Source organism: Natrarchaeobius chitinivorans (assembly GCF_003841505.1).
GTDB lineage: Archaea > Halobacteriota > Halobacteria > Halobacteriales > Natrialbaceae > Natrarchaeobius > Natrarchaeobius chitinivorans.
This window is the reverse complement of the sequence record NZ_REGA01000015.1, coordinates 79,578-103,792: the sequence shown is the minus strand read 5'-3', so window position 1 is coordinate 103,792 and position 24,215 is coordinate 79,578. Positions and strand designations below refer to the sequence as shown.

At 63.9% G+C, this 24,215-nt stretch carries 24 protein-coding genes; 17 read left to right on the top strand and 7 right to left on the bottom strand.

What is annotated here, in order from left to right:
- Window positions 1-16: 16 nt before the first annotated feature.
- Together EA473_RS15895 and EA473_RS15890 are read right to left on the bottom strand one after the other, a co-directional pair.
- Window positions 17-2,134 carry a type II secretion system F family protein gene (locus tag EA473_RS15895; protein WP_124196640.1) on the bottom strand — a complete coding sequence of 706 codons (2,118 nt, stop codon included), beginning with the start codon at window positions 2,132-2,134 and terminating at the stop codon, window positions 17-19.
- A 4-nt stretch (window positions 2,135-2,138) separates the two neighbouring features.
- A complete protein-coding gene (locus EA473_RS15890; RefSeq protein WP_124196639.1) occupies window positions 2,139-3,773 on the bottom strand; it encodes a type II/IV secretion system ATPase subunit in 1,635 nt (544 codons plus the stop codon).
- Between the two features lie 192 nt (window positions 3,774-3,965).
- Here EA473_RS15890 and EA473_RS15885 point away from each other — a divergent pair, with 192 nt between their 5' ends.
- The 5 genes from EA473_RS15885 to EA473_RS15865 all read left to right on the top strand — a co-directional run bounded on the left by EA473_RS15885 (window position 3,966) and on the right by EA473_RS15865 (window position 9,779).
- Window positions 3,966-4,436 carry a DUF5793 family protein gene (locus EA473_RS15885; RefSeq protein WP_124196638.1) on the top strand — a complete coding sequence of 157 codons (471 nt, stop codon included), beginning with the start codon at window positions 3,966-3,968 and terminating at the stop codon, window positions 4,434-4,436.
- A 126-nt stretch (window positions 4,437-4,562) separates the two neighbouring features.
- Window positions 4,563-5,720, top strand: coding sequence for an ABC transporter ATP-binding protein (locus EA473_RS15880; RefSeq protein WP_124196637.1), 1,158 nt, complete (start codon window positions 4,563-4,565; stop codon window positions 5,718-5,720).
- Between the two features lie 305 nt (window positions 5,721-6,025).
- On the top strand, window positions 6,026-6,679 hold the full coding sequence (locus EA473_RS15875; protein ID WP_124196636.1) for a DUF998 domain-containing protein: 654 nt from the start codon (window positions 6,026-6,028) through the stop codon (window positions 6,677-6,679).
- Window positions 6,680-6,891: 212 nt separating this feature from the next.
- Window positions 6,892-7,170 (top strand): UPF0058 family protein, encoded by a 279-nt coding sequence (locus tag EA473_RS15870; RefSeq protein WP_124196635.1) that lies wholly within the window; start codon window positions 6,892-6,894, stop codon window positions 7,168-7,170.
- A 119-nt stretch (window positions 7,171-7,289) separates the two neighbouring features.
- Window positions 7,290-9,779: a DUF7527 domain-containing protein gene (locus tag EA473_RS15865; RefSeq protein WP_124196634.1), complete on the top strand. Its 2,490-nt coding sequence runs from the start codon at window positions 7,290-7,292 to the stop codon at window positions 9,777-9,779.
- A gap of 7 nt (window positions 9,780-9,786) precedes the next feature.
- Here EA473_RS15865 and EA473_RS15860 read toward each other — a convergent pair whose 3' ends face one another.
- Window positions 9,787-10,092, bottom strand: a complete 306-nt coding sequence (locus EA473_RS15860) for a hypothetical protein (protein ID WP_124196633.1) — start codon at window positions 10,090-10,092, stop codon at window positions 9,787-9,789.
- Window positions 10,093-10,276: 184 nt separating this feature from the next.
- Here EA473_RS15860 and EA473_RS15855 point away from each other — a divergent pair, with 184 nt between their 5' ends.
- The 3 genes from EA473_RS15855 (at window position 10,277) to EA473_RS15845 (ending at window position 12,522) form a co-directional block, all read left to right on the top strand.
- A complete protein-coding gene (locus tag EA473_RS15855; RefSeq protein WP_124196632.1) occupies window positions 10,277-11,638 on the top strand; it encodes an adenylosuccinate synthase in 1,362 nt (453 codons plus the stop codon).
- A gap of 89 nt (window positions 11,639-11,727) precedes the next feature.
- Window positions 11,728-11,928 (top strand): methytransferase partner Trm112, encoded by a 201-nt coding sequence (locus EA473_RS15850; RefSeq protein ID WP_124196631.1) that lies wholly within the window; start codon window positions 11,728-11,730, stop codon window positions 11,926-11,928.
- 15 nt (window positions 11,929-11,943) lie between these two features.
- Complete coding sequence (locus EA473_RS15845) at window positions 11,944-12,522, top strand: DUF7524 family protein (protein ID WP_124196630.1); 579 nt, start codon at window positions 11,944-11,946, stop codon at window positions 12,520-12,522.
- A gap of 128 nt (window positions 12,523-12,650) precedes the next feature.
- Here the strand turns inward: EA473_RS15845 and EA473_RS15840 are convergent, their stop codons facing one another.
- From EA473_RS15840 to EA473_RS15830, 3 genes are all read right to left on the bottom strand, one after another.
- Window positions 12,651-13,802 (bottom strand): DR2241 family protein, encoded by a 1,152-nt coding sequence (locus tag EA473_RS15840; protein ID WP_124196629.1) that lies wholly within the window; start codon window positions 13,800-13,802, stop codon window positions 12,651-12,653.
- Window positions 13,799-14,707: a CbiX/SirB N-terminal domain-containing protein gene (locus EA473_RS15835; protein ID WP_124196628.1), complete on the bottom strand. Its 909-nt coding sequence runs from the start codon at window positions 14,705-14,707 to the stop codon at window positions 13,799-13,801. Before EA473_RS15835 ends, EA473_RS15840 begins: the two co-directional genes overlap by 4 nt.
- Before the next feature lie 115 nt (window positions 14,708-14,822).
- A complete protein-coding gene (locus EA473_RS15830) occupies window positions 14,823-15,176 on the bottom strand; it encodes a BsuPI-related putative proteinase inhibitor (protein ID WP_124196653.1) in 354 nt (117 codons plus the stop codon).
- Between the two features lie 96 nt (window positions 15,177-15,272).
- Here EA473_RS15830 and EA473_RS15825 point away from each other — a divergent pair, with 96 nt between their 5' ends.
- The 6 genes from EA473_RS15825 (at window position 15,273) to EA473_RS15800 (ending at window position 20,304) form a co-directional block, all read left to right on the top strand.
- Window positions 15,273-16,028 (top strand): DUF2797 domain-containing protein, encoded by a 756-nt coding sequence (locus tag EA473_RS15825; protein ID WP_124196627.1) that lies wholly within the window; start codon window positions 15,273-15,275, stop codon window positions 16,026-16,028.
- Window positions 16,029-16,376: 348 nt separating this feature from the next.
- Complete coding sequence (locus EA473_RS15820; protein ID WP_165875303.1) at window positions 16,377-17,450, top strand: hypothetical protein; 1,074 nt, start codon at window positions 16,377-16,379, stop codon at window positions 17,448-17,450.
- On the top strand, window positions 17,447-17,983 hold the full coding sequence (locus tag EA473_RS15815) for a hypothetical protein (protein ID WP_124196626.1): 537 nt from the start codon (window positions 17,447-17,449) through the stop codon (window positions 17,981-17,983). Before EA473_RS15820 ends, EA473_RS15815 begins: the two co-directional genes overlap by 4 nt.
- Before the next feature lie 50 nt (window positions 17,984-18,033).
- Window positions 18,034-18,843 (top strand): hypothetical protein, encoded by an 810-nt coding sequence (locus EA473_RS15810; protein WP_124196625.1) that lies wholly within the window; start codon window positions 18,034-18,036, stop codon window positions 18,841-18,843.
- Between the two features lie 142 nt (window positions 18,844-18,985).
- Window positions 18,986-19,873, top strand: a complete 888-nt coding sequence (locus EA473_RS15805; RefSeq protein ID WP_124196624.1) for a hypothetical protein — start codon at window positions 18,986-18,988, stop codon at window positions 19,871-19,873.
- A gap of 56 nt (window positions 19,874-19,929) precedes the next feature.
- Window positions 19,930-20,304, top strand: a complete 375-nt coding sequence (locus EA473_RS15800) for a VOC family protein (protein WP_124196623.1) — start codon at window positions 19,930-19,932, stop codon at window positions 20,302-20,304.
- Window positions 20,305-20,425: 121 nt separating this feature from the next.
- Here the strand turns inward: EA473_RS15800 and EA473_RS15795 are convergent, their stop codons facing one another.
- On the bottom strand, window positions 20,426-20,644 hold the full coding sequence (locus tag EA473_RS15795) for a hypothetical protein (protein WP_124196622.1): 219 nt from the start codon (window positions 20,642-20,644) through the stop codon (window positions 20,426-20,428).
- Between the two features lie 131 nt (window positions 20,645-20,775).
- On the opposite strand from EA473_RS15795, the gene EA473_RS15790 reads away from it, so the two are divergent.
- The 3 genes from EA473_RS15790 to EA473_RS15780 all read left to right on the top strand — a co-directional run bounded on the left by EA473_RS15790 (window position 20,776) and on the right by EA473_RS15780 (window position 24,202).
- Window positions 20,776-21,213, top strand: coding sequence for a universal stress protein (locus EA473_RS15790; protein ID WP_124196621.1), 438 nt, complete (start codon window positions 20,776-20,778; stop codon window positions 21,211-21,213).
- A 64-nt stretch (window positions 21,214-21,277) separates the two neighbouring features.
- Entirely contained in the window at window positions 21,278-21,772 is a 495-nt protein-coding gene (locus EA473_RS15785; protein WP_124196620.1) for a universal stress protein, read from the top strand.
- A 372-nt stretch (window positions 21,773-22,144) separates the two neighbouring features.
- A complete protein-coding gene (locus EA473_RS15780; RefSeq protein ID WP_124196619.1) occupies window positions 22,145-24,202 on the top strand; it encodes a cation:proton antiporter in 2,058 nt (685 codons plus the stop codon).
- Window positions 24,203-24,215 lie beyond the last annotated feature (13 nt).

Below are 24,215 nucleotides of genomic sequence, written 5' to 3'. Positions count from 1 at the left end.
GGACGGATCGGACCGGTCAGACGACGAGCGCGAACAACCCGATCGTGAGCGCGATCATGATCGCCGCGTGTTTTGCGCCCGCCCGCAACTCGCCGGTGCTCAACTGGCCTGCGATCAACCCCGAAAGCAGTCCCTGAACGAGTGCCGCGTGGTAAAATAGCGTCCCGTACGCGTCGGCCTCGCCGGCTGAAAGGCCGCTGAAAGTCCCGGCGTCTCCGCCACCCCTTGCCACCTCCGCACCCTCCGTCGGGAGGTTCGGGAGCAGATACGCGGCGAGCACCGTGATGATGAACAGAAAGACGAGAAACGAGACGTAGACGACGATCATGTACTCCACCATCGTCTGGGCGCGTTCGCGCTCGAGGCGGCGGTCGGAAGCGGACTGTCTGGCGGCGATCCGGAGGACGGTCGCGAGGTCTCCGCTCGCGTTCATCGCCTCGGTGAGCAGGGTGACGACGCGGGAGACCGACCGGGTACGGATCCGGCGGTCGAACCGGCGAAGTGCCGTCTCGAGGTCCGCGCCCCACTGGACGTCCCGCCAGACGAGATCGAGTTCCGCGCCGAGCGGCCCCAGTTCGGACTCGCGTACCTGGTCGATGGCGGAGACGATCGACAGTCCCGCCTCGTTGACGCTGGCGAGTCGATCGAGTAGGTCCGGAACCGCCGCTTCGATCGCACGAATCCGTCGCCGGTGCAGTTCGTAGACGACGGCGAACGGCACGAGCACGACCAGCAGGGCGGCCGCGACGACGTCGTCGATCGCCGAGGGAGTGAATCCACCGCCCGCGAACGCCGCGGGCAACTGCCAGAGAACGGCTGCGACGGCGATCGGGACGGTGAGAAAAAGCGTTCGGGACGGACGCTCGAGCAGTGCCGATTTCGGATCGCCGAAGCGGTCTCTGACCGCCCGAAGCCGCCGGTAGTAGCCGACCCGTTCGATGTTCGCCGCTGCGGTGACAGAGAGGTCCGCTTCGCCAGCGGTCGAACCAGTACTGGCGTCCGCGACGCCGCCGTCTGCGTTCGCCCGTCGTTCGATATCGCTGGGGAAAGCGGTCGACCGAGACGGCAGTTCTGCCGTCTCCGACCCGGGGACGATCGAGTCCGTGACGACGCTCAGGTAGATCACGAACGCGAGGTTTCCGAGCGGGAGGATGCCGTAGATCAACGCCTGGAGCGGATCGAGGGTGTCGCCGACGGCGATTCCGATCACGACCAGGATCGTGATGAGAAACAGCGGTCCCGCGACCAGCACCGTCACGTACGCTTCCGCGAGCGTGCTGAGTAACTCGAGCGTTCGCTCTTGCTGGGTCTCCGATTCCTCCTGGTAGTCGCGGTACTGCCGTTCCAGAAACTCCGAGAGGCTGTGTCCGCTCTGCAAGACGCTGACCAGGTTCTCGGTGAACTCGCCGAACTGCGGGCTCGGTGATCGCCGACCCATGATCTGGAGTGCGGTGACGACGTCGGTGCCGAACGTATCCATGTGGCGAACGGCGACCTCGAACTCCGCCGCAGCTTCGCCGTAGGTCTCCTCGTGACGGGCAACGATCCGGATGACCGTCGGAAACGCCATTCCGCTTCGCGAGAGCGCGTAGATAAACGAGACGGTCGCGGGGAGGGCCCGTTCGATCCGCTGTGACCGGGCGTCGGCGACGTACCGTGGATACCACCACCGCAGCCAGTAGGTCCCGCTGGCGGCCACCGCGCCGACGGTGAAACAGGCGAGGGCGATGAGGACGAACAGTTCGCCCGGCGACAGCGCCGGGACACCGCCGAGGTTCGCGAGGAACTCGAGTGCGCCCGGCAGTGCCTCGCGCATGGTTTCGGCGTCGACCGCGAGAACGAGCAGAACGGCCCAGATGGCGTATATTCCCGCAATCGACCCGACGACTGCGAGTATCGCGGCGTACAGCATCGTCTTCGATCCGTACTCCCGGTAGGTCGTCGGGAACTGCGCCGCCCGAAGCGCGGACTGCCTGGTCGGGTGTTCGCCCCTGAATTCGTCGATGTAGGATCCAAAGGTCCGGACCGCAAACCTGGTGAGAAATCGGTCGACTCGAGCGTGGTATCGAGACAGGACGATCGGAAGGAGACAGGCGAGCGCGAGCGCGAGCGGGACGAAATTCACAGAGCGCATCTGTTTACTCTCCGTCGTCCTGTTCGTCCTCGAGAGAGCCGTCGATACCGATCCGGTCGAGAACGCCCGCCCTGTCCGCGTAGTACTCGTTTATCAGGGCGGTGAACTGTCGGTAGTCGTCGATGTCGTTCGTCTCGAGGTACTCGAGAAACCGTTCGCGGGTTCGAAGCTCCGACAGCAGTTCCGTCCGGTTCCACCCGCGTTCGTCGCGAATGTTCTCGAGGAGCTGGCTCCCTTTCGACTGGTGGCTGTCCGATTCGCCGTCCCACGTGAACGCGGGTGAGTAGTCGAGTTCGCCAGTTCGCTGGTCGATCCCTTCGATCTCCGCGAGGACTTTGTTTCGGCGGACGCGACCGTCCTCGAGTCTGGTGAGCGTCTGGATCGACAGTACGTCGAGGCTCTGGACCATCGGCCGCGGGACGTTGATCGGTTCGTTCTCGAGGCGATTGATCACGGTCTGGACCGAGTCGGCGTGCATCGTCGAGTAGGTCGTGTGACCGGTGTTCATCGCCTGAAAGAGCGTGATCGCCTCCTCGCCGCGGACCTCGCCGACGACGATGTACTCGGGGCGGTGACGGAGCGCGGAGCGCAACAGGTCGTACATCGTCACGTGTTTGCCCTCGTGGGATCGCTCGCGCGTGACCGACGAGAGCCAGTTGTCGTGATAGAGCTCGAGTTCGCGGGTGTCTTCGATCGTCAGCACTTTCGACCGGGGTGGGATGAACATCGAGATGGCGTTCATGCTGGTGGTCTTGCCCGACGCGGTGCCACCGGCGAACAGCAGGCTCCGATTGTGTTCGATGGCGAGCCAGAGGTAGGCCATCTGTTCGACGCTGAACGTCCCGTACTGGATCAGGTCGATCGGCGTGAACGGCTCATCGGCGTACTTGCGGACGGTGAACGCCGACCCACGCGGGGTGACCTCTTCCCCGAGAGCCAGTTCCGCCCGCGAGCCGTCGGGAAGCGTCGTCTCGACCATCGGATCGCCGATCGAAATGTGGCGGCCGGAGTGTTGAGCGAGTCGGACGACGAACCGGTCGAGCGCCTCTTTCTCGAAGGAAACGCTCGTTTCGATGTCGGTGTACTCCTCGTGATAGACGTAGATCGGCAGCTCGTAGCCGTCACAGGAGATGTCCTCGACGCGAGGGTCGTGCATGATCGGGTCGAGACGGCCGTACCCACGAAAGTCTCGGTAAAGGTGGTAGAACAGCCGGTAAAACGCCTTCGTGTCGACGTCTGCGCCGTAGCGCTCGAGGTATTCGTGGACGGTCTCCTCGAGCAGTCTTGCGACGTTATCGTGGCGTTTCTCGCGATAGAGAAGCGGGTCCCGAACGTCCTCCGAGAGTGTCTCGAGCAGGACGCGTTCGTCGGCACGAAGCGCCGGCTCGACGACATTGTAGCGGTGCTGATTCGTCGCCGGGTCGTATCCGATCGAGACGAACGCGAACGGCGCGTTGACCCAGTAGCGGTCGACCTCCTCGAGTCCGTCGATACCGTCGAACTCGATCAACGGCCCGTGGGTCGCAGGATCGTACTCTCGTATCGTGATTCGCGAGCCGCGAAGCGTCTCGGCGAGGCGCGTAACCGCCCGACGTGCGGCCCCGATCGTCGTTTCGGAACGTCTGTTTCGGTCGTGCATCGAGGTCCTCGGGAAAGTCGGGTCGTTCTGCCCGATATCGGGCCGGCCCGTTCTTAAATGGGATGGCCGATTCCGATCGGCCGGCTGGTCGGATCCGAACGTCTTCGGCTCCCCTGCTCTGCGGACTGGTCAGATGCTTGATCAACCGTGCGTTACGTTCATACGGTGGGAGCGCTAATCGAGAAATACGGAATGAGGCGCGACCACTTCACGTTAACTGTCAGCAATATCGACTGGGTCGAAACCGACGGCGAACCGAGCAAACCCTCGGTATCGATCGACTTTACTGGCCCGTCGACGATGCTCCGTGAGCGCCTTACCGATCCCAATGGTGACGTGCTCGAGGCGGGGGAAACCGACGTCGCGTTGCGTCTCCAGGAACCGCTAGGAAGCGACGCAGCGGGCGTCGTCAGCGTCACCAACCGGATCACGGGGGAGTTCATCCTCGAACTCAACGAGGACGCCGAGGACGTCCTCCGGTTTATCCGGGCCGCGAGGGGATACGGGGAAGACGCTTCCGACGACGAGGGCCGCTACGAAGTTCGAATCACCGTCGAGGACGAACACTTCGTCACGTACGACAAGCAGACGTTTCTGGTATACGACGACGAGGGTAATCTGCTCCGCCAGCACAGTCTGATCCCGAGCGGCGTCGAACTTTGACACACCGCACACCGTTTTTCGGTCGTGTCACTGGGTCACGTTCCAGCAACCCGGGAAGAGACCGGCAGTTATAAGTATTTTAGGCACTCCTAAAACGAATAGAGCCGGCCGACGCCGGGGTCGACAATGGCGAACGGACGATTACTTACGACGACCGACGAACCGACTCGAGAACTCGAATCGAGCGGCGACGACGTCGTCCTCGAACTCGAGGGTATCGCCAAGCGATTTGGAAGCGAAGCGGTCATCTCGAGTCTCTCGTTGGCCGTCCGCGATGGGGAAATTCTTACGCTACTCGGGCCGTCCGGCTGTGGCAAGACGACAACCCTTCGGTTGATCGCGGGTCTCGAGAGGCCAAACGCCGGACGCATTCGTCTGGAGGACGATCCGGTCGCCGGAAACGGCCGTTTCGTTCCGCCCGAAGAACGCGGCGTCGGCGTCGTTTTTCAGGAATTTGCCCTCTTTCCACACCTCTCCGCGCGCGAAAACGTCGCCTTCGGATTACAGGAGTGGACGGCCGAAGAGCGCGACGCGCGAGTCACGGAACTGCTCGAACTGGTCGGACTCGAAGACTACGGCGAACACTATCCGGAGGAACTCTCGGGCGGCCAGCAACAGCGGATCGCGCTCGCTCGCTCGCTGGCACCCGAACCGGAGATGCTGTTGCTCGACGAGCCGTTTTCGAACCTCGACGTCGATCTCCGCGTCGAGATGCGCGAGGAGGTCCGCCGAATCATCAAGGAGGCGGGCGTCACCGCGGTTTCGGTCACTCACGATCAGGAGGAGGCGCTTTCGATTTCCGACCGCGTCGCCGTGATGCACGACGGCGATATCGAACAGATCGACACTCCCGAACGCGTCTTTCAGGACCCGAAGTCCCGGTTCGTCGCCGGCTTTCTCGGCCACGCGAGTTTCCTCTCGGGGTCGGTCAGCGGCGATCACGTCGACACCGCACTCGGGCGCGTGCTTCGTGACGACGTCAACGGTCTCGCCCACCAGTACGACGGGACCGACATCGATCTCCTCGTTCGGCCGGACGACGTGACCGCGTACCCGGCCGATGGACCGGAGGCGAACGGCCGCGTCGTCTATCGACGCTACCTCGGTCCGACGGTTCTCTACCGTGTCGAACTCGATTCGGGCGAGACGATCGAGTGCATGCACAACCACTCGGATCGGATCGACCTCGACGAACGCGTCGCCGTCCGCGTCACGGCAGACCACGAACTCGCCTGGTTCCCGGGTGGCCAACGGGACGATGACGTCTCGGTTGCAGCGGACTGATACGGATTGCCGTACCTGTGTACCGGAGCGACCGTGGGGCGGCGCTTAATCGCTCCCGTAACGACGTACAGTAAACCGTATGACACGGACAGTCGTGCGGATTTGTCCGCTTTGCTATGACTGATTGCCGGCCGGTCGAAAACGGGAAGTGACCGACCGGGACAGACTCAGAGAAAATCGTATCAGGAACGACCGATGCACTTCGTGGTCCCACCGGCGATGGGGCGATTCGTCGGAAACCCGCTCGAGTGGACTGCCGATCGAACAGTCACCTTCATGTGGCGCTCGTCGCGATATCGCACCGTATGTCCGGACGCGAGTCGAAACGATTCGCCAGCGCCTGTGGCGTCGTCGGCCCGCCCGCTGTGATCGGTGCGATCGTTCTGGCGACGGTACTCGCCTCGCCGGAGACGTTCACCTGGCGCGACCGTGCCCTCTCCGATATGGGTCAGTACGCGGCGGAGACGTTCTGGGTCTTCAACGGCGGGGTCGTCCTCGGGGGGCTGCTCGGGCTGGCGTTTTCCTGGCGACTCTGGATCGACGCGCGTGAGCGCCTCGAGCGCCTCGGGGTCGTCCTCCTCGTCGTTTCGTTCGTCGGATTGGTCGGCGTCGGCGTCTTCTTTCTCGACCACCCGGCGGTCTACCTGAACACCGAACTCCACGTCCACGCGGCGGCGACGTACTTCGTCGTCGCTCCCTTCGCACACTGGATCTATGGTACCGGCTCGATTCGCGCCGGGCGGACGACGCTCGGTCTCTCGTCGATCTGGCTCGGAATCGTCCACCCGCTGGCCTGGATCGGCTGGTTGCTCTATCGTCCCACGGCGACCGATCCGTGGACGTGGTTTGCCGTCCCGGAATTCGTCGCCGCTCTCGCGTTCGCCGTCTGGATCACCGTGCTCGCGGTTCCACTCGCTCGGCGAGATTGGGGCGGCGGTCGTGACGCCGGCCGATCCTAACCCTCGGTTTCTGATACGAATCACCGTAACGCCGAGCCGTACTGGAGATACGAATTCCCGAGTGCTATCTATAGTAACAACTGAAACGATGTACACACCGATCGCACAGCAGTCCTGCGAATGGGTGTGCATCGACTTTCAGTGGCTATTATACCGATCTTGGGAGTGCCAGGCACACAATCCTTAAGCCGCGACCGTTCGTACTCGCGGTCATGCACAAGGACGAACTTCTCGAGTTACACGAGGAACTCGTCATCATCATGGAGTACTTCGCCGAGCGCGAGGAGGTCGACGAGGAACTCTTCGAGCCGTACCGCCAACTCGACGTCGATCCCTCCCACGTCCACAAATCGAAAAGCGAGCACAAACACGCGGTGTTCGTCCTCGGAAACGCGCTCGCGTCAGCGATGAGTAAAGACGAGTTCTCGAGTGCCGGCCGTATCGGGAAACGGATGAAAGAACTCGCTGAAGACGCAGAATCGAAAATATAGTCTCTTCGGGGCGTCGGCTGGTTGAGGGAGTCGACACGGTCGAGTCAGACGTCTCTCGTATCTCTGGATCACACGACACTAGGCGAAACGTATTTGTCCCGGTTACCGCTTGTTAAACTATGCACTCGCGCACGAAAAAGCGCGTCGAGCAATGGGACTCTCGCCCGTTCAGTGGCGGCTACGATGGCCTTTCTGATCTCGTCGACACTGGTTTCTCGGGAGCCGTCTCCGGAAACGGAGCGTGGCTGTTCATGCTCAACGGGCGGGTCGTCGGCGTCTTCGACGGCGAAATCGAGGACTTCGAGACCGCCTCTGGAACTGTCTATCAGGCACCGCACCCGTCGCTTCCGTTGCTCTGCTCTATGGAGGAACGCGGCGGCGAGACTCGCGCGAACTACTACACGAACGAAACGCCGCTCGAGGAGGTCGATTCCACGCTCCAGGACGGTTCGTTCACCGGCTACATCGAACTGAGCGAGAACGTCCTGAGCGGCGATTACTACGCCGTCTACTACGGGGGCAAACGGATGGCGGCCGCCTACATCGGAAACGCAAAGCGGCTGATAACCGGCGACGAGGCGTTCGAACGGGCGAACAACGAAGTCGGCATCTACGAGGTGAAAACCGTCGACCTCGACGTGACGGACGTCCCGACCGGTACCGACGAGGAGGAGTCGCCGCCGGACGCTGATCCAGCGCCATCCTCCCGGCGCGATCCGAACCCGTCGACCGGGTCGGAATCGGTCGACTCGGGCGCAGAAAACCGATCCGATTCCGACTCCGGCGTGAGTATCGACCCGGACGAGTCGCCGATCGAACCGATCGACGTCTCGAGCGGATCGTCGTCGAGTTCCGACAGCGGGTCCGAACTCGAGGGGATCACGGCCGACGACAGGACGCTCCCGGTCGATTCGGAGCCGACGGACGAGCCAACGGGAATCACGACCGAGGATGAGGGCTCGACCGAGTCGGAACCGCTGGCCGAACCGCCGAGTTCGTCTCCGCCGTCGAAACCGGACGACACCGAGACGGGCCCGGGTTCGTCGGGGTCTGAAGAAGACGACCTCATCGAAGAGACGAGGCCAGCAGGCGAAACTGATTCCGCCGGCGAGACTGGCGCGGCGACCGACCGCTCGAATCTCGATCCCGACGAAGTCGAGGCCGCAGCCGAGGAACTGGACCGAAACGACATCTCCTGGACCGGCGACGAGTCGGACACGGAGGCGACGGACCCCGCGGACGAAACGTCCGCCGACAGCGCCGGGACAGCGTCTGCGGACACCGCTGGTACGACGTCTGCAGACACCGGCGACGAAGTACCGGACGACGACGAAACGCTCGAGGAACGGTTCGAGGAGGAACAACAGTGGCGATCGACGCGGAGTATCCCGTCGATCGATCCGGACAACACCGCCACGGCCGAGAGAGGAGACGCGACGGCCAGATCGCCATCCGGTACGTCCACGACGGCTGGGCGAACCAACTCCGGTCGCGGGACGTCGGAATCGACCGAGTACCCCTCCGATTCCAGGCAGACGTCGAAATCCGCCTCGAGTTCCACGTCCCCGTCGGGCTCCGGTCGGGCGAACGCCGAAACGTCCTCGGACCGATCTCGGGAACGCACACAGCGGTCGTCCTCGTCGAACCGGACCGACTCGCAACGGGACGTGTCGAAGCTCACACAGCGGATCGAAAAAGTGGAGCGCCGACGCGACGAACTCGAGTCGAAAGCCGCCGAGCTGGAGGCAGAGCGCGACAGACTCCGATCCGAGAACACGGAGCTTTCAGCCACCGTCGACGAGCTCCGATCCCGGATCGAGGATCTCGAGGAACAGCTCAGCGACGCCCGCGAGACGGGAGTTGGAGCCAGTTCGACTGCGTCCATGCAGCTTGCCCCACAGGCTGCCCTCTCGAAGACGAACCTCTTCGTCCGGTACGAATCGAAGAGTCAGCCGACCCTCGAGACGGCCCACACGGACGGGGCGAACCGCGAGGACGTCTCCTCGAACCTTCGTATCGAACATCACACCGAGTTCGACGCCGGGGATACCGCCGTCGCCGGACAGCCCTACGACGAGTTTCTCCCCGCGACGATGGAGTACCGGTTCGTCGACTGGCTTACCGACGTGCTCCTGTATGAAATCCGGGATACCGGTCACGCCGACTCGCTCGGCGATCTCTACGACGCACTCCCGCGAATCGACCGTGCGGAACTGGACGCGTCCATCTCGCTTGAGGACGACGATACCGAGAACGTCCCCGACGAGATCACGTTCGACGTCGTCGCGTACGACAAGATGGGGAACCCGCTGGTCCTCGTCAACCTGAACGACTCACGGGAACCGGCGACCCGAGAGATGCTCGAGGGAATGGAGGCTGCTGCGTCGGCTGTGAAAGCGAACTACCCCGACCTCGCGGCTGCGATGGCCGTCACCTCGAGTTACTTCGACCCGGGTGCGCTCGAAGTGACCGAACAGGCCACCAGCAGCGGCTTCCTCAGCCGGGGATCGAAACAGAGCTACGTCAACCTCTCGCGAAAACAGGGATACCATCTCTGTCTGGTGGAATCGCGATCCGAAGGATTCCACATGAACGTTCCCGAACTGTAAAGAGAGACTAGCTTTCGATCTCGGCTACGTCTTCGATCTTCATCGCGTCGAGCTTGTCGACGATGTCGTCGAGTTTGCCGTCGAGTTCGTCGACGAATTCGGCGGTCCGTTCGGTTTTGATCGCACCCTGACTCGAGGGCTCGATCAGGTTTTCTTCCTCGAGGACGCGAAGCGAGTAGCGGACCTTGTGGTGTGGGTAGCCAGTCTCGTTCGACATCTTGACGATACCGATCGGTTCGTTCTCGATGACCATCTTCAGGACCTGGAGATGTCGTTCCAGCATATCGACTTCCTTCTCTAGTCGGTCTATCATGGCATTTGTTAACTTGTCTTTGGGCCTTTTAAAAGTTACTCTCGCGGACTGAAACGACCACGTTCAACTCGGTGCTCGTTCTTGCCAGTAGTTAACGCTTCCGTTCCCGGTGATCCGCGAGCGAACTCGTTTCGCCGTCGAGACCGTAATCTGTTTATCGGCCCGGCAAGAACCGCTCGCTGTTATGACCGTCACAATCGTCGGGTCGCAACTCGGCGACGAAGGCAAGGGTGGCGTCGTCGACCTCTACGGCGACGCCGCCGATGTCGTCGCCCGGTATCAGGGCGGGGACAACGCAGGCCATACCGTCGTCTACGACGGTAAAAAGTACAAACTGTCGCTCGTTCCGTCGGGAGCCGTCCGCGGGAAAGTCGGCGTGCTCGGAAACGGCTGCGTCGTCAACCCGGAGACGCTGTTCGACGAGATCGATACGCTTCGAGAGCGCGGCCTCGATCCGGACGTCCGCGTCGGCGAACGTGCACACGTCATCTTTCCGTACCACCGCGCGCTCGACGGGATCGAGGAGGACGAGAAAGAGGAACTCGCCGCGGGAACGACCGGCCGGGGGATCGGACCCACCTACGAGGACAAGGCCGGTCGACGCGGCGTCAGAGTCGGCGACCTGCTCGATCCGGACGTCCTCCGCGAGCGACTCGAGTACGTCGTCCCCCAGAAACGCGCGCTCGCCGAGGACGTCTTCGGGAAACAGACCGGCGAGGAGTTCGACGTCGAACAGCTCTATACAACCTACCGCGAGTACGGCGAGCGCCTCGCCGAGGAGGGGATGGTCGTCGACTGCGGAACATTCCTGCAAGAGCGTATCGACGACGGCGACAACGTGATGCTCGAGGGCGCACAGGGAACGTCGATCGACATCGATCACGGCATCTACCCCTACGTCACGTCGTCGAACCCGACCGCCGGCGGCGCGAGCGTCGGCACCGGTCTCGGTCCGACCGTCGTCGGCCAAGGCGAAGTGATCGGCATCGTCAAAGCCTACCTCTCGCGGGTCGGAACCGGACCGCTTCCGACCGAACTCGGCGGCGTCGAGGGACAGACGCCCGGATACGATTCCGACGGCGGTGACGACGACGAGGAGGAACTGGCGACGTACATCCGCGACGAGGGCGGCGAGTACGGAACCGTCACCGGCCGACCGCGCCGCGTCGGCTGGCTCGACATGCCGATGCTCCGTCACGCCGCTCGCGCGAACGGTTTTACCGGCCTCGCGATCAACCACATCGACGTGCTGGCAGGACTCGAGGAGGTGACCGTCGGCCACGCCTACGAGTTCGACGGCGAGAAGCGACTCACGATGCCGGCGACGACCGAAAAGTGGGGCCGCTGTGAGGCCGTCTTCCGCTCGTTCGACGGCTGGCCGGACGTCGACTGGGAGGCGGTCGCCGAGGACGGCTACGATGCGATCCCGTCGAACGCACGCGAGTACCTCGAGTACGTCTCGGCTGAACTGGACGCGCCGATCTACGCGGTCGGCGTCGGGCCCGGTCGCGAGGAGACGGTCGTCGTCGAGAACCCCTACGAATAGTACGAACCGGAAGAGACGGCGGCTCCGCCGACTCGAGGCCGCCGTTGCGTTTCCGAAACCTTTTGCTTCATGCGGTCAGCCTACGTACCATGAAGGAGTCGTTGCTGGAGATCCTCCGCTGCCCGCTCGACAAACACGAACTGGAACTCGAGGACGCAGAGTACGCGGACGACGGCGAAGAGGTCGTCTCGGGCGTACTCGTCTGCTCTGAGTGTGGGGAGCGATATCCGATCGAAGACGGCATTCCCAACCTGCTACCGCCGGACATGCGCGAGGAGACGCCGGCCTGACCGGCCAGATCGACCGTGCGAGAGACCGAGATCACCGTCCACGTCAACCGTGGAAACGCGAACACGCTCGAGACGGATACCGGATCGCTCGAGACGCATCGGAAGATCTCGGTCGTCTTCCGCGGACACGATCGCCCCGCACACGTCCACCTGCGTCTCGGCGGTGATCTCGATCGCGCCGTCTCGATCGGCAACCCGAACTACTATCTCGAACCGGACGGCGTCACGGTCGTTTCGATCGACGTCGAGGCGGATCACCTCGAGGCACCCGTCGACGGCGAACTCGAGGTCGTGACGGGCTACGGGTCGGAGTCGCTCTCGATCGACGTGACCATCGTCCCGCCCCCGCCCGAGGTCGACATCGACGAATCGCTCGCACAGCCGACGCGTTCCGCACCCGAGCCGTCGCTTACCGAACGGGCGGCGTCGGCGATCGGCTTCGGAACGTCGACGGCCGGCGTTCTCGTCCTCGGGATCGTCGCGCTCGGAATCGCGACCCTGACGGCGGCGACCGTTGGCGGGTTCGTCGCCCTTCTCGGGTTCGCGATCGTCGTCGCCGGCGTCGTCGTCGCGCTGTGGTTGCTTCTCGCGTGAGACCGTCGGACAAGCGAGAGTACCAACTGCACCGATTCATACGGTTTACTGTAAATCAGTACCGGCGAACCCGCGACCCGGACGGCGGGTGCGCCGGTACACAGTTACAGTAATCCGCATCATACGGTTTACCGATCGTCTTCCGAACGCGCTCGAGCCTCGAGTTCGTCGCCGTCGAACCGTTTCGCCCGGAGATACCGGGCGCGGTACCGGTTCGCCCCGTCGTTGACGTCGGCCTCGCGGATCTCGTCGGTTCGGCCCTCCGCAACTGCGTCGATCAGCTCCGCGAGCTGGTTGAACTCGCTGGTCGTCAACTCGAGTTCGTACGTCCGTTCCGACTCCGACTCGAGGATCGCCCACTTCCGGGCTGCGGCGACGACGAGCGAACACGGCTCTCGGCAGGGGAACGCCCCCTCTCCTCCGTCGACGGCCAGTTCGTCGTCGTCTGCATACTGCCACTCGCGCCGACGCAGACACTGCGAGTCGACACAGCAGGCCTCCGCCATCCACTCGACCGCATCGCGTGGGAGTTCGTCGATCACGTCGTAGATCCCGGTCTGTCGCCGTGCGGTCTCGAGCCAGTGGTCGACGTCGAGGTCGCCCAGCCGCTCGCGGTGCCAGTTCGCGACCGTCGCCGGGTAGAAGAAGTCGACTGCGTCGACGAGTTCGTCCCCGGAGAGGCCCGTGAAGGCCCACCCCGACGGGAGCGTCGGTGCCGTCTTCAACGGCCGGTAGCGACCGTCGTCGTCAGTCGTCGCGATCTCGCGTGCGTCACGGGGATCGTCGTACACCTCGAGGTCGCTCACGTCGGTGCCGGCGTCGTCGACGTGCCAGAGGTCGTAGACCCGTTCGCCGTCGGGTCGATCCACGTCGAGGTAGCGAGCGGTGATACACAGTTGCCCCCACTCCCGGTCGATTCCGTCGCGCAGCGCATCGTCTCGGTCGGGGACTGAGAGCGGTTCCGACGCATCGGATCCGGGGGCGTGCTCGCGGCCGGCGACCGGTGCCCGTTCACACCACCGGAGAAACGCCCGGCGGGCGGTGCCCTCGCCGCCGACGCGCTCTTGCCAGTAGTGCCAGTTCGTCACGAACCGGTAGACCGATTCGAGGGTGTCCCGAAGCGCGTCCGGCTCGAGCGTCGCCGGCTCGGACGACGGCGTCTCGAGGACGTATCCCTTGTTCTCACCGTTTTCTGGCGACTCGAGACGTAACCCGTCGAACTCGAGAACGCCCTCGTCGTCGGCGGCCGCCACGACGTTCGCAACGTCGACCACGGTCAATCACCCGGTTCGCTCGTCGTCGGTTCCCGGTCGGCGCGAGTGGTCATCTCGACGGCGGCTCCGTCCCGAACGACCTCGGCGGCGTTTCCGAGCTCCGCTCCGGCGTCCGCGGCGCGCTCGAGGACGACGTCGGCCATCAACTCCTCCGTCCCGACGGCTCCCGCGTACCAGATCCGGTGGCCGTCGACCTCGGTCGGCACGTCCCACCCGAGCCGAAAGTCCTCGGTCAGGCCCATGTCCTCGGGAATGTCCTCCTGGGTGTGGTAGCCGTCGGCGACGAAAAGCGGAACGACGACGACGTCGTCGCTCTCGAAGTAGTCGGTGACGTCGTCGACTTCCGGCTGTTCGTCCATGAACAGTGCCTTCACCTCGTCGAATCTGTCCCGGTCGCGAATCCGCTCGGTGTGATACTCGATCGCTTTCGCCGAGTTCTCGTTTCGCTCGGTGCCGTGGCCGACGACGGCGAGGCCGAACCCCTCCCCGACGTCTGACTCTCCCGTCACCCGTTCGGCGCGGCCGACGATCACATCCGTCATCGCGTCGTGGGTTCCCACGGGACCACAGTAGTGGACGGTCTTGTCCGCGTCGCCGACCTCGAGCGTTACCTCCGTGGCGCTCGTTCCGTCGGAGTCCCACTTCTCGGGATCCCACGCCTCGAGGCGCAGTTCCCGCGGGATCACCTGCTCGGTGAAATACCCCTCGCTGATAAACAGCGGGACGACGAACACCTCCTCGGACTCGAGGGTTCGGATCACCTCGCGGAAGTGGGGCTCTTCTTTCCAGAACGCCTCGCGAACCTCGTCGAACGCCCCCGTCTCACGGACGGTGTCCGCGTGGGCGTACGTCGGATCGGACGCGTCCGGATTCAGGTGCGATCCGTGTGCCGCGATGACCAGCGCTTGCATGGATCGACGTTAGGAGGGGGACGGTATAGGAACTTCGCTGGCGGTTCTCGTCGCCGCCACCGGGTGCCCGTCGGAACGGGCGTAACGACCCCGACGGGACACAACTGCCACACGATCAGGACGGAACCGTCAGATCGGTCCGCGCCTCGCAGTGTTCCGTCTGGGCTCTGAGTTCGGCGACGACGGTGTACGACCCCGGTTCCGGATCGGTCCACTCCTCGTCGTAGGTCGCCGTCTCGTCGGGTGCGAGTCGTTCCGATCCGATCACCTGGGCGAACGCGCGCCCGTCAGTAAACCGCCAAACTTCGCGGCCCTCCTCCTGAACGACGAACTCCGCTTTCGCGGTATCGGAGAACTGTAACTCGATCGGTTCGGATCCCGCGTTCCTGACGGTGAACGCAAACGCGACCGTCTGTCCGCCGCGCCCGTCCACCGATACCGTCGCGTCGAGTGCGCCCTCGAGTACCATAATTTCGATTTCGATGTCGACGCACATATGGGTTGGCCTTCCTCGAGGAGCCCCCGAGACGAACAGTATATTGGCCGCCGACACCAACCCGAATCCGTGCAACTGGTCGGCTACGAACCGAGCGGGCGCGGCTCGGCGCTGGTGATCGCGGACGACGACGGGACGATCGACCGCAGGTCGCTCGAGCCCGGCGATTCACTCTCCTATTCGCTCGATTCGCGCCGCTGTGCCGGCGTCCTCGACGGCGACGACCACGTCGACTGCGACCGCCCGTCGGCACCCTACTGCGAGTACCACACCAGCACGTGGGTCTGTGCCCGGTGTACCGGAACGTGCCTGAAAGACGAGATGGACTGTTACGACGAACACGCCGTCTACCTCGCCGCGTTCGCGCCGGAGACGTTCAAAGTCGGCGTCACGAAACGCCGCCGACTCGAGACCCGTCTTCGAGAGCAAGGTGCCGACCGGGCGGCGCACGTCCACACCGTCTCGAACGGTCGAATCGCCCGCGAACTCGAGGCCGAAATCGCCACTCGATTCGTCGACCGCGTTCGAACCGACGCGAAAGTCGACTCGCTCGAAGGCGACGTCGACGCCGACGCGTGGGAACGTGCCCTCGCGGAGTTCGACGTCCGCCAGCGATTCGCGTTCGACTACGGCTTCGACCTCGAGAGCCGACCGGTCCGCGAGACGATCGCGACGGGAACGGTCGTCGGCGTGAAAGGCAGGCTGTTGATCCTCGAGAACGGCGGAACCACGTACGCCGTCGACATGCGCGACCTGGTGGGGTACGAACTCGAGCGGGGCGAGACGAGTCGGTCGCTCCAGTCGTCGTTCGCGTCGTTCGACTGAGTGGCGTCCCAAGCCTGCACTGATGAGCGAAATCACGCGGTGTGGTCCGATTTCGCTCATCAGTCAACGCTTGGGAGGGTACTGATACGGATTGTTGTACCTGTGTACCAGAGACCGCGGGACGGCTCCCGGTCGCTCCGGTAATGACTTCCAGTAAACCGTATGAGTGGCGTTTCAAACCCGATACGGGCCGTTGTTCTGATATCCTGAGCCCCCGCCGAACGGGTCGACCGGTCGCGATCGACCGCAGTCGTCTGAACGTCGACGACGAACGCTGCTCCGGACGTCGAGAGTCGCATACGCAAGGCCAATTACCACAACGCTGTCGGTAGTGGCTATTCCCGGATAATGACAGCGGGATCCGAACGTACCGACCGCGATGACCGTTCGGCCGTCCTCGAGACCAGGCCCCCGTCGAACCGCCGCCGCTCGAGTGGATGCGAGAGCGACGACTCGTGGCGGTTGGTCACCGACGGCGGCCAGACGATGGCCGACGAAGACGAATCGAGCGAAGAGGCTAACGAAGACGAATCGAGCGAAGACAACGAAACGGAAGCCGACGCGGACGACGGTTCCGAGAGCGAGACGGAAGCCGACGAAAGCGAGCAAGAGGGCGCGGAATCGGACGAAGGCGCGTCCGAAGAAGAGTCGGAGGAAGAAGAGTCAGAGGAGGAGGCATCCGAAGAAGAGTCGGAGGAAGAAGAGTCAGAGGAGGAGGCATCCGAAGAAGAGTCGGAGGAAGAAGAGTCAGAGGAAGAGGCATCCGAAGAAGAGTCGGAAGAAGACGAGGAGGACGAGTATCACGTCGAGGACGCAGACGACGTCTACGAGGGCGATGATACGTCCGGCGTGTTGCACCTCGACCTCGACGGGCTGTTTCTCGACCTGCTCGGGCTCGAGGTCAACCTCAATCCGGTCACCCTCGACGTCTCGGCGCGGCCCGGAGAGAACAATCTGCTCGGGAATCTGCTGTCGGCAGTTTCCGGCCTGTTGGACGGCCCGAGTGCCGTACTGAACAAGGTAACGTCGCTTCTCGGGAAACCGAAATCGTGGCTCAAAAGCGCGTGGAGCCGGATCACCGGCTGGTTCAAGGGGATCGCGAACAAGCCCAGGGAGTTCGTCGCGGGACTGTTCGGCCGCGGAGAAGGCGAGGAGGGCGAGCAAACGGATGCAGAGGACGAGGAGTCGGAAGGCGGCGTTCTCTCGTCGGCTCTCGGGTGGATTCGCGGGCTGTTCTCCTCCGCGGCGGGTCGGCTCAAAGAGGGACTGGCTTCGCTCGTCCCCAGCCTCCCGATCGAGGAGATCATCGCGACGCTCGTCCGCGAGGTCGTTCGCGAACTCGTCCAGCAACTCGAGCCGGATGGTAAGGAACAGGGCGAACAGCAAGACGCGGACGCGGAGCAAGCGGAGGCAGGATCATGAGTCAGGAATCAACAGCCGAAGCCGATTCGGGAGGCGACTCCGAGTCCGGCTCACTGACGGAACGTATCGACTACGAACGAATCACCGAGAACGTCGACGTAAACGAACTCGTCGAAGGAACCCAGTGGGAAGACGAAATCGACGAAGACGAACCCCTCGGCCAGACTCTTGGGGGTCTGATCGGCGCAGCAGTGGGACGGATGGTCGGCGAACAGCTGGGTCGGACGATCGGCGAACTCGTGATGGACGAGCTACTCGGGACCGAACCCGAAGAAGAAGAGGCTGAAGAAGCCGAAGAAGACGAAGAGGCCGAAGAGGAAGCCGAAGAAGTCGAAGAGGACGAAGAGGAAGCCGAAGAAGACGAATCAGGGGCTGAAGAGGCTGATGACAACGATACGGACGAGTCCGAAGCGGACGAGAGCGAAGCCGACACATCGGAAGATTCCGGTGAGGAAAGCGAATCCGAGGCGGAATCGGAAGGCGAGCAGGAAGCCGAGAGTGAAGGCGGCGAGGGCGAAGCCGAGGGGGAATAGATCCGTGAACGCATCCAGCATCGCCGGTCTCGAGAGCGAAGGTGATCGCGATGAGTGAGAAATCGGGGCTGAAACAGCTCGTCGCCGAGGAGGTGAGCGAGCAGGTCGAGGTCACCGATCTGATCGGCAACGGATCGCTCGAGGACGAGGTCGACGGCGGCGAGGTCGGCGCGGCCGTCGGCCGATCGCTGGGAGAACGGATCGGTCGGGAACTCGGCGCGTCTGTCGGACGAGAACTCCACGAAACGATTGCCCGCGGCCTCGAGGACGAGGAACGCGACCTCGGCGACGTCCGATCGGACGTCACGACGGCGATCCGTGACGCCGTCACGGAGACGGTCGAAGACAGCAGCGCCCGCGACTCGCTCGAGTCGGTCGGAGAGGCTGTCGCCGACGATAGTCGAGTCGAGGGACTCCTCGAGGAGACGGAGGAAAAAGAGGAGGTGGAAGAAGAGGAGGTGGAAGAAGAGGAAGCCGAACCGGACGAGGACGAACGAGAATCCGATGAAACGGAGGAGGATTCAGAGACGGCCTACGCGGAGGCGGCCGACGAGGACGAATCCGCCCCCTCCGCGGCGGACCTCGAGGAACTCAGACGCGAGACGCTCGAGGACTTCCTCGCCGTGTTGTCCTACGAGGACCTCCAGTCGATCGCGAAGGACGTCGACGTGAAGGCGAACCTGAGCCGCGAGGAGATGACCGACGAGATCGTCGACACGGTTGCCGCGGAGACCGATTCGGAATCTGCGTCGGCGGCCGACGAGGAATCGGATGCAGACGCGGAGTCCGAAGGCGAACCAGATGCGGACACGGAGTCAGAGGCTAACGGCGGATCGAACGCCGATGCCGGGGCCGACTGAGAGTGATTGGTGTACCGATTTAGCGGCGAGATCGTCTGACGGTCGCGCACACAGAAGCGGGCACCAGACCGTCTGGCCGTCGGCGAGTGTGGTGGTCTGGCCGTCGGCGAGTTCGACGGAAAATCCGGGAGTGTTTCGAACTATGTCAGAGTCAGTATCAGACCGCATCGACGGCGTGTTAGAACGGGTCGACACAGCGGGCGGTGCGCTCGTGTCGGGAGCGAAAACTCGAGGCGAAGCCGACGATTCGGCGGACGAACCCGAAGAAGCGTTCTTCGAGGCGGCAGACGAAGCCGACGAGATTCTCGAGTCCGAAGAACCGACGGCGATACTCGAGGCCGTCGGTCTCGGTACCCTGCCGGACGGGACGGAACCGGACTCCATCCCGGCGGCGATAGCACACGGCGAACCCGAGGACGTCGAGACGCTCCGTCGGCTGGTTCGTCTGGCGAGGGTCGCCGACCGATCCGACGAGGAGGAACTCGAGGGAGCGGTAGGTGCGGTTCGGGCGGTGGCCGACGAGCACGAGTCGGCTTCCGGCCAGGAGATGGTCGACGAAGCGGAATCGGGCGAGGAGACCGAGGTAGGTGCCGAGCAGGAACCGGACGACGAATCCGAGGGGGACGGTGATAGTGTGGCTGACGTCGATAGTGACGCCGACCTCGAGGAGCGACTTCGATCGGCGATGGCCGACTCGTTCGAGGAGGTCAGCGACGACGTGATGGAACTTCGGGATCGGCTCGAGGGGATGCGTTCCGGCGTCGACGACCCGGACGCGGACGCAGAAGACGACGACCCGGCCGCAGACGGTGAAACGGCCGAGGACGAGGATGCAGACAGTAAAACGGTCGAGGACGACGACGGGCTTCTCGAGCCGGATCTCGAGCCGGACCTCGGGACGGGCGGGGACCGGGGGAGCGACGGTGATGGGGGCGGACACTACTCGACGGTCGCGCCGTCCCCGTCCGACCGTGCGGACATGAAAGCCGTCAGACGACACTCGACGATGCCCGATCGGAACGCGCGCTGATCGTTCGCTCGTCCGCGACGACTACAGTATAAGAGGCTCGACGCGAACCGGGACGCATGGACGTCGTCCACACCGCAATCTGCGTATCGGATCTCGAGGACGCACGCGCGTTCTTCGTCGACGCGCTCGGCCTCGAGGAGAAGTGGTCGTTCACCGCGGGCGACACCGAGAACGTTTTCGTCGGCGGGGAACACGGCGAGATCCAGCTTCGGTACGATCCCGACCGCCCCGATCCGGAGCCGGACGGGACGACCATCGATCACCTCGCCGTGACCGTCGACGACGTCGACGCCGAGACCGAACGAATGGTCGACGAAACCGGCTGTGCGGTCGTCGACGGGCCGGTGACCGTGGATGCAGCCGGTAGCCGGGTTTCGTTCATCGAGGGCCCCGACGGCTACGTCGTCGAACTGGTGGAACCCCTCGAGTGATCGCGGCGACGTCGTCGAACTGGTCGGAGGGTCGGTGAACCACCGAGACGTCGTGTCGTCATCCGGGTGACGTTCTCGGAACCGACTGACGGCTAACGCGAGCGTACCGAGGCCACGTCGCTCACCGTTTTTCGCGCCAGTCGTCGACGAACAGCCGTATTCCCATGACGGGTATAAACAGGAAGAACGCGAGCAACACCGTAGCGACCATGATCGCGTTCGCGAACTGGGGCGAGAGTTGCGGGGTCATCAGCCACGATGCGAGCGCGATACCGCCGACCACCGAGACGACGATCAGGACGGCGAGATCGGTTCTGTTTACCGGGACTTCCTCCGACATGATCGGCCGTTTGCACCGCTCGATAAAAGTGATTTGAGGTTTTCGATCGCTGGCACCGATCGCCACCACTCCCGCTTCTCGTCCGCGCGTCGGACGTGACACCTTTCTTCTCGCCGCCCGTTTGCCGTGGTATGTACGATTCGATTCTCGTCGCGACCGACGGCAGCGACGCCGCGACCGACGCGGTCGACCACGCCGTCGAACTCGCCGGACAGTTCGACGTTCCGCTTTCCGGCGTCGCCGTCCTCGAGAGCCGGACCGACTACGACAACGCCATCGTCGATCCCGAGGAGACGAGACGGCGACAGCGAGAACAGGCCGAGCGCGCGCTCTCGGATCTCGAGACGAGGGCCGAAGCGGTCGACGTGCCGGTCGAGACGACGATCCGAACGGGCGTCCCTCACGAAGAGATCCTGGCTGCAGCGGAGGAACGCGACGCGAGTGCCGTCGTCGTCGGCTCTCGTGGCCGGTCGTCGTTTACGGGTGCGCTGCTCGGGAGCACCGTCGACGCGATCGTTCGGCTCGCGAACAGGCCGGTGCTGGTCGTCGGGGACGAAGCGCCGCGGTAGCGCCGCCACCGAGCGCGACGCTCGAGCCGAAGCTTTACCTCGCACTGTCATGTCTATTGGAGCAATGACGTTACTCGTTCCGTTCGATGCCTCGCCGCTCGCGACGAACGCCCTCGAGCGGGCGTCGGAGTTTGGTGACCTCCTCGAGGAGGAGGTCGTGGTTCTGACGGTCATCCCCGACGACGCGGAGTACGCGCGTGACCGCGGCTGGATCACTCGGGGGGAGCCGTTCGACCGGGAAACCACAGCGGAGGGACTGAAAGCCCGGGCCCGGGAAGTCACGCCGGCAGCGACGTTCCGGACCGAGCGGGTCAGCGCCGAGGAGCCGACGGCGACCCCGACGACGGAGGTCGTCCGAGAGATCCGCCGGGTCGCCGCCGAGATCGAGGCCAGCGTCGTCTTCATCGGTTCGGAGAACGCGGGATCGGTGATCGCACCGCAGTCGAGCGTCGGCAGTCCCGTCGCGAAAGACCAGCGATACGACGTGTACGTGGTTCGCCAGCCCGGTTCTCCGGCCGACCCGGCGGACGTCTCCGACGTCGACTCGATGACGGAATAGTACGCCCGTGCGGTCGGTCGGCGGCGCTGGAGTAATCCGATTTTCGAACGAGGTGGCCTACTGAGTGAGCGAAAACCCCTTGCGCCTCGAGCGCCCTGAAACGCGTTCGAGGGAGTGACTACGCGAGGTCTTACCGCATCTGGCCCCCTCCTGTCTCCCGAGCAGTCGATGACACTCTCGAGTGTCGGGACTCTTCCGATCTCGTGTCTCTCATCGAGACCGATCCCAGCCGGTATGTGCCTGGACGTGGGCATCGAAGGTATCGAGACTGTCCGTGCGCTCCGAACCCGACCGATTCCGTCACCGTCCGACGACGGTGCGCTCTCCCGTCGTCGCTCCGCCCCGCTCGAACTCCCGTCTTAGCGATCGCTCATGACGGTTCCCGGTCTGTCACTCCCGGTCGACGATCCGATCCTCATCTTCGGAATCGCGACGTTCGTCTTCCTGTCGGCACCGTTGTTGCTCCAGCGGTACCGGCTGCCGGGGATCGTCGGCATTATTCTCGTCGGAACGGCGATCGGACCGAACGGCCTCGAGATACTCGAGCGCGGCGAGACGATCGTTCTGCTCGGCGAAGTCGGCATCGTCTACCTGATGTTCGTCGCCGGTCTCGAGATCGACCTCCGGCAGTTCATCGAGTACCGGGAACGAAGCGTCGTCTTCGGCCTCCTCTCGTTCGTCGTCCCGCAGGCGGTCGGGACCGTCGTCGGCTACTGGGTTCTCGGACTGTCCCTCGGGGCTGCCGCGCTGTTCGCCGCAATCTTCGCCTCTCACACCTTGCTCGCGTACCCGATCGTTAACCGGCTGGGAATCGCCAAAGCCGAGAGCGTCACGGTGACGATCGGCGGGACGATCGTGACGGATACGCTCGCGTTGCTCGTCCTCGCGGTCGTCGTCGCCGCCGAAGTCGGCGAACTGGGGCCGCTGTTCTGGCTCGAACTCTCCGTCGGCTTGTCGCTCTTTTTCGTCGGCGTCTGGGTGCTCGTCCCGTACGTCGGCCGGTGGTTCTTCAGGACGGTCCACCAGGAGAGTTACTTCGAGTTCCTGTTCGTGATGACGATCCTGTTCGTCTCGGCGTATCTCGCGGAACTCGCCGGCGTCGAGCCGATCATCGGTGCCTTTCTCGCCGGCCTCGCGCTCAACAGACTGATCCCGGAACGCGGTCCGCTGATGAACCGGATCGAGTTCGTCGGGAACGCGCTGTTCATCCCCTTCTTTTTGCTTTCGGTCGGCATGCTCGTCGACGTCCGCGTCGTCGCGACCGGCCTCGAGACGGCCACGATCGCGGCGGCGTTTCTCGTTCTCGTGGTGACGACGAAGTACCTCGCTGCGTGGGCGACGGCGAAGTTGTACGAGTACTCCCACGAGGACGTGATGACGATGTTCGGACTTTCGGTCGGTCAGGCAGCGGCTGCACTCGCGATCGTCCTCATCGGGTTCGAGGTCGGCCTCTTCGGAGAGGCCATGCTCAACGCCGTCGTCGTGATGATCCTGGTCGTCAGCGTTCTCAGCCCGACGGTCGTCGACCGATACGGACGGAAACTCGTTCGAGTTGTCGATCGGCCGACAACGGATGCGAGAGAGACGCCACAGCGAATCATGGTTCCCTTCTCCCGGGACTCTCGGTACTCCGATCGGTTGCTCGAACTCGCCCTGCTCGTCCGCGATCCGGCCGAGGGACAACCGATTTACACCGTGACCGTCGCGCGGTCCGAGTCCGGGGTCGAATCGATCGAAACCGAAGCGGCGATCGCCGATATCGAGGAGTCGCTGGCTGAGCGTGGTGAATACGGGGCGGGTGCCGAGGTCCCCGTCGAGCGCCGAACCAGGGTCGGACACAACGTCGCCTCGGGGATCGTCAACGCCGCCCTCGAGAACCGGATCACGACGCTGATAATCGGTTGGGACGGCGCACCGTCGCGTCGACAACGGACGTTCGGAGACGTCATCGATCGCGTGCTCGTCCACAGTCGAAAGCTCGTTTTGGTCTCACACGTTCGAGAGTCGCTCGCCGCGACGGGTGAAATCGTCGTCGCGTTTCCGCCGGGGATCGCTCGCAACGACGGAATCTACGGCGTCGTACACGCGATCGAACAGATCGGGGCACAGACCGGCGCGCCGGTCCGGGCGATCGTCGTCGAAGACGACCCGGAACAGCTCGAGGCGGTGTTCGAACAGGCGGATCCAGCGGTTCCCGTGACGTTCGAGCGTGCCGCCGACTGGAGCGTTCTGTTCGAGGTGCTCGACGAGGTGGTCGCCGACTCCGACCTCGTAATCGCGGTGAGCGCACGGCGGAAGACGATCGGCTGGCACCCGGAGCTAGAGGCGCTTCCGAATCGAATCTCCCGGTCGACCGGCGGGAACTTCATCGTCGCCTACCCGGCGGTCGTCGACCACGGCGACGACCGGCAGTTCCTCCAGTTCGAATGAGCGTCAGGTGCGT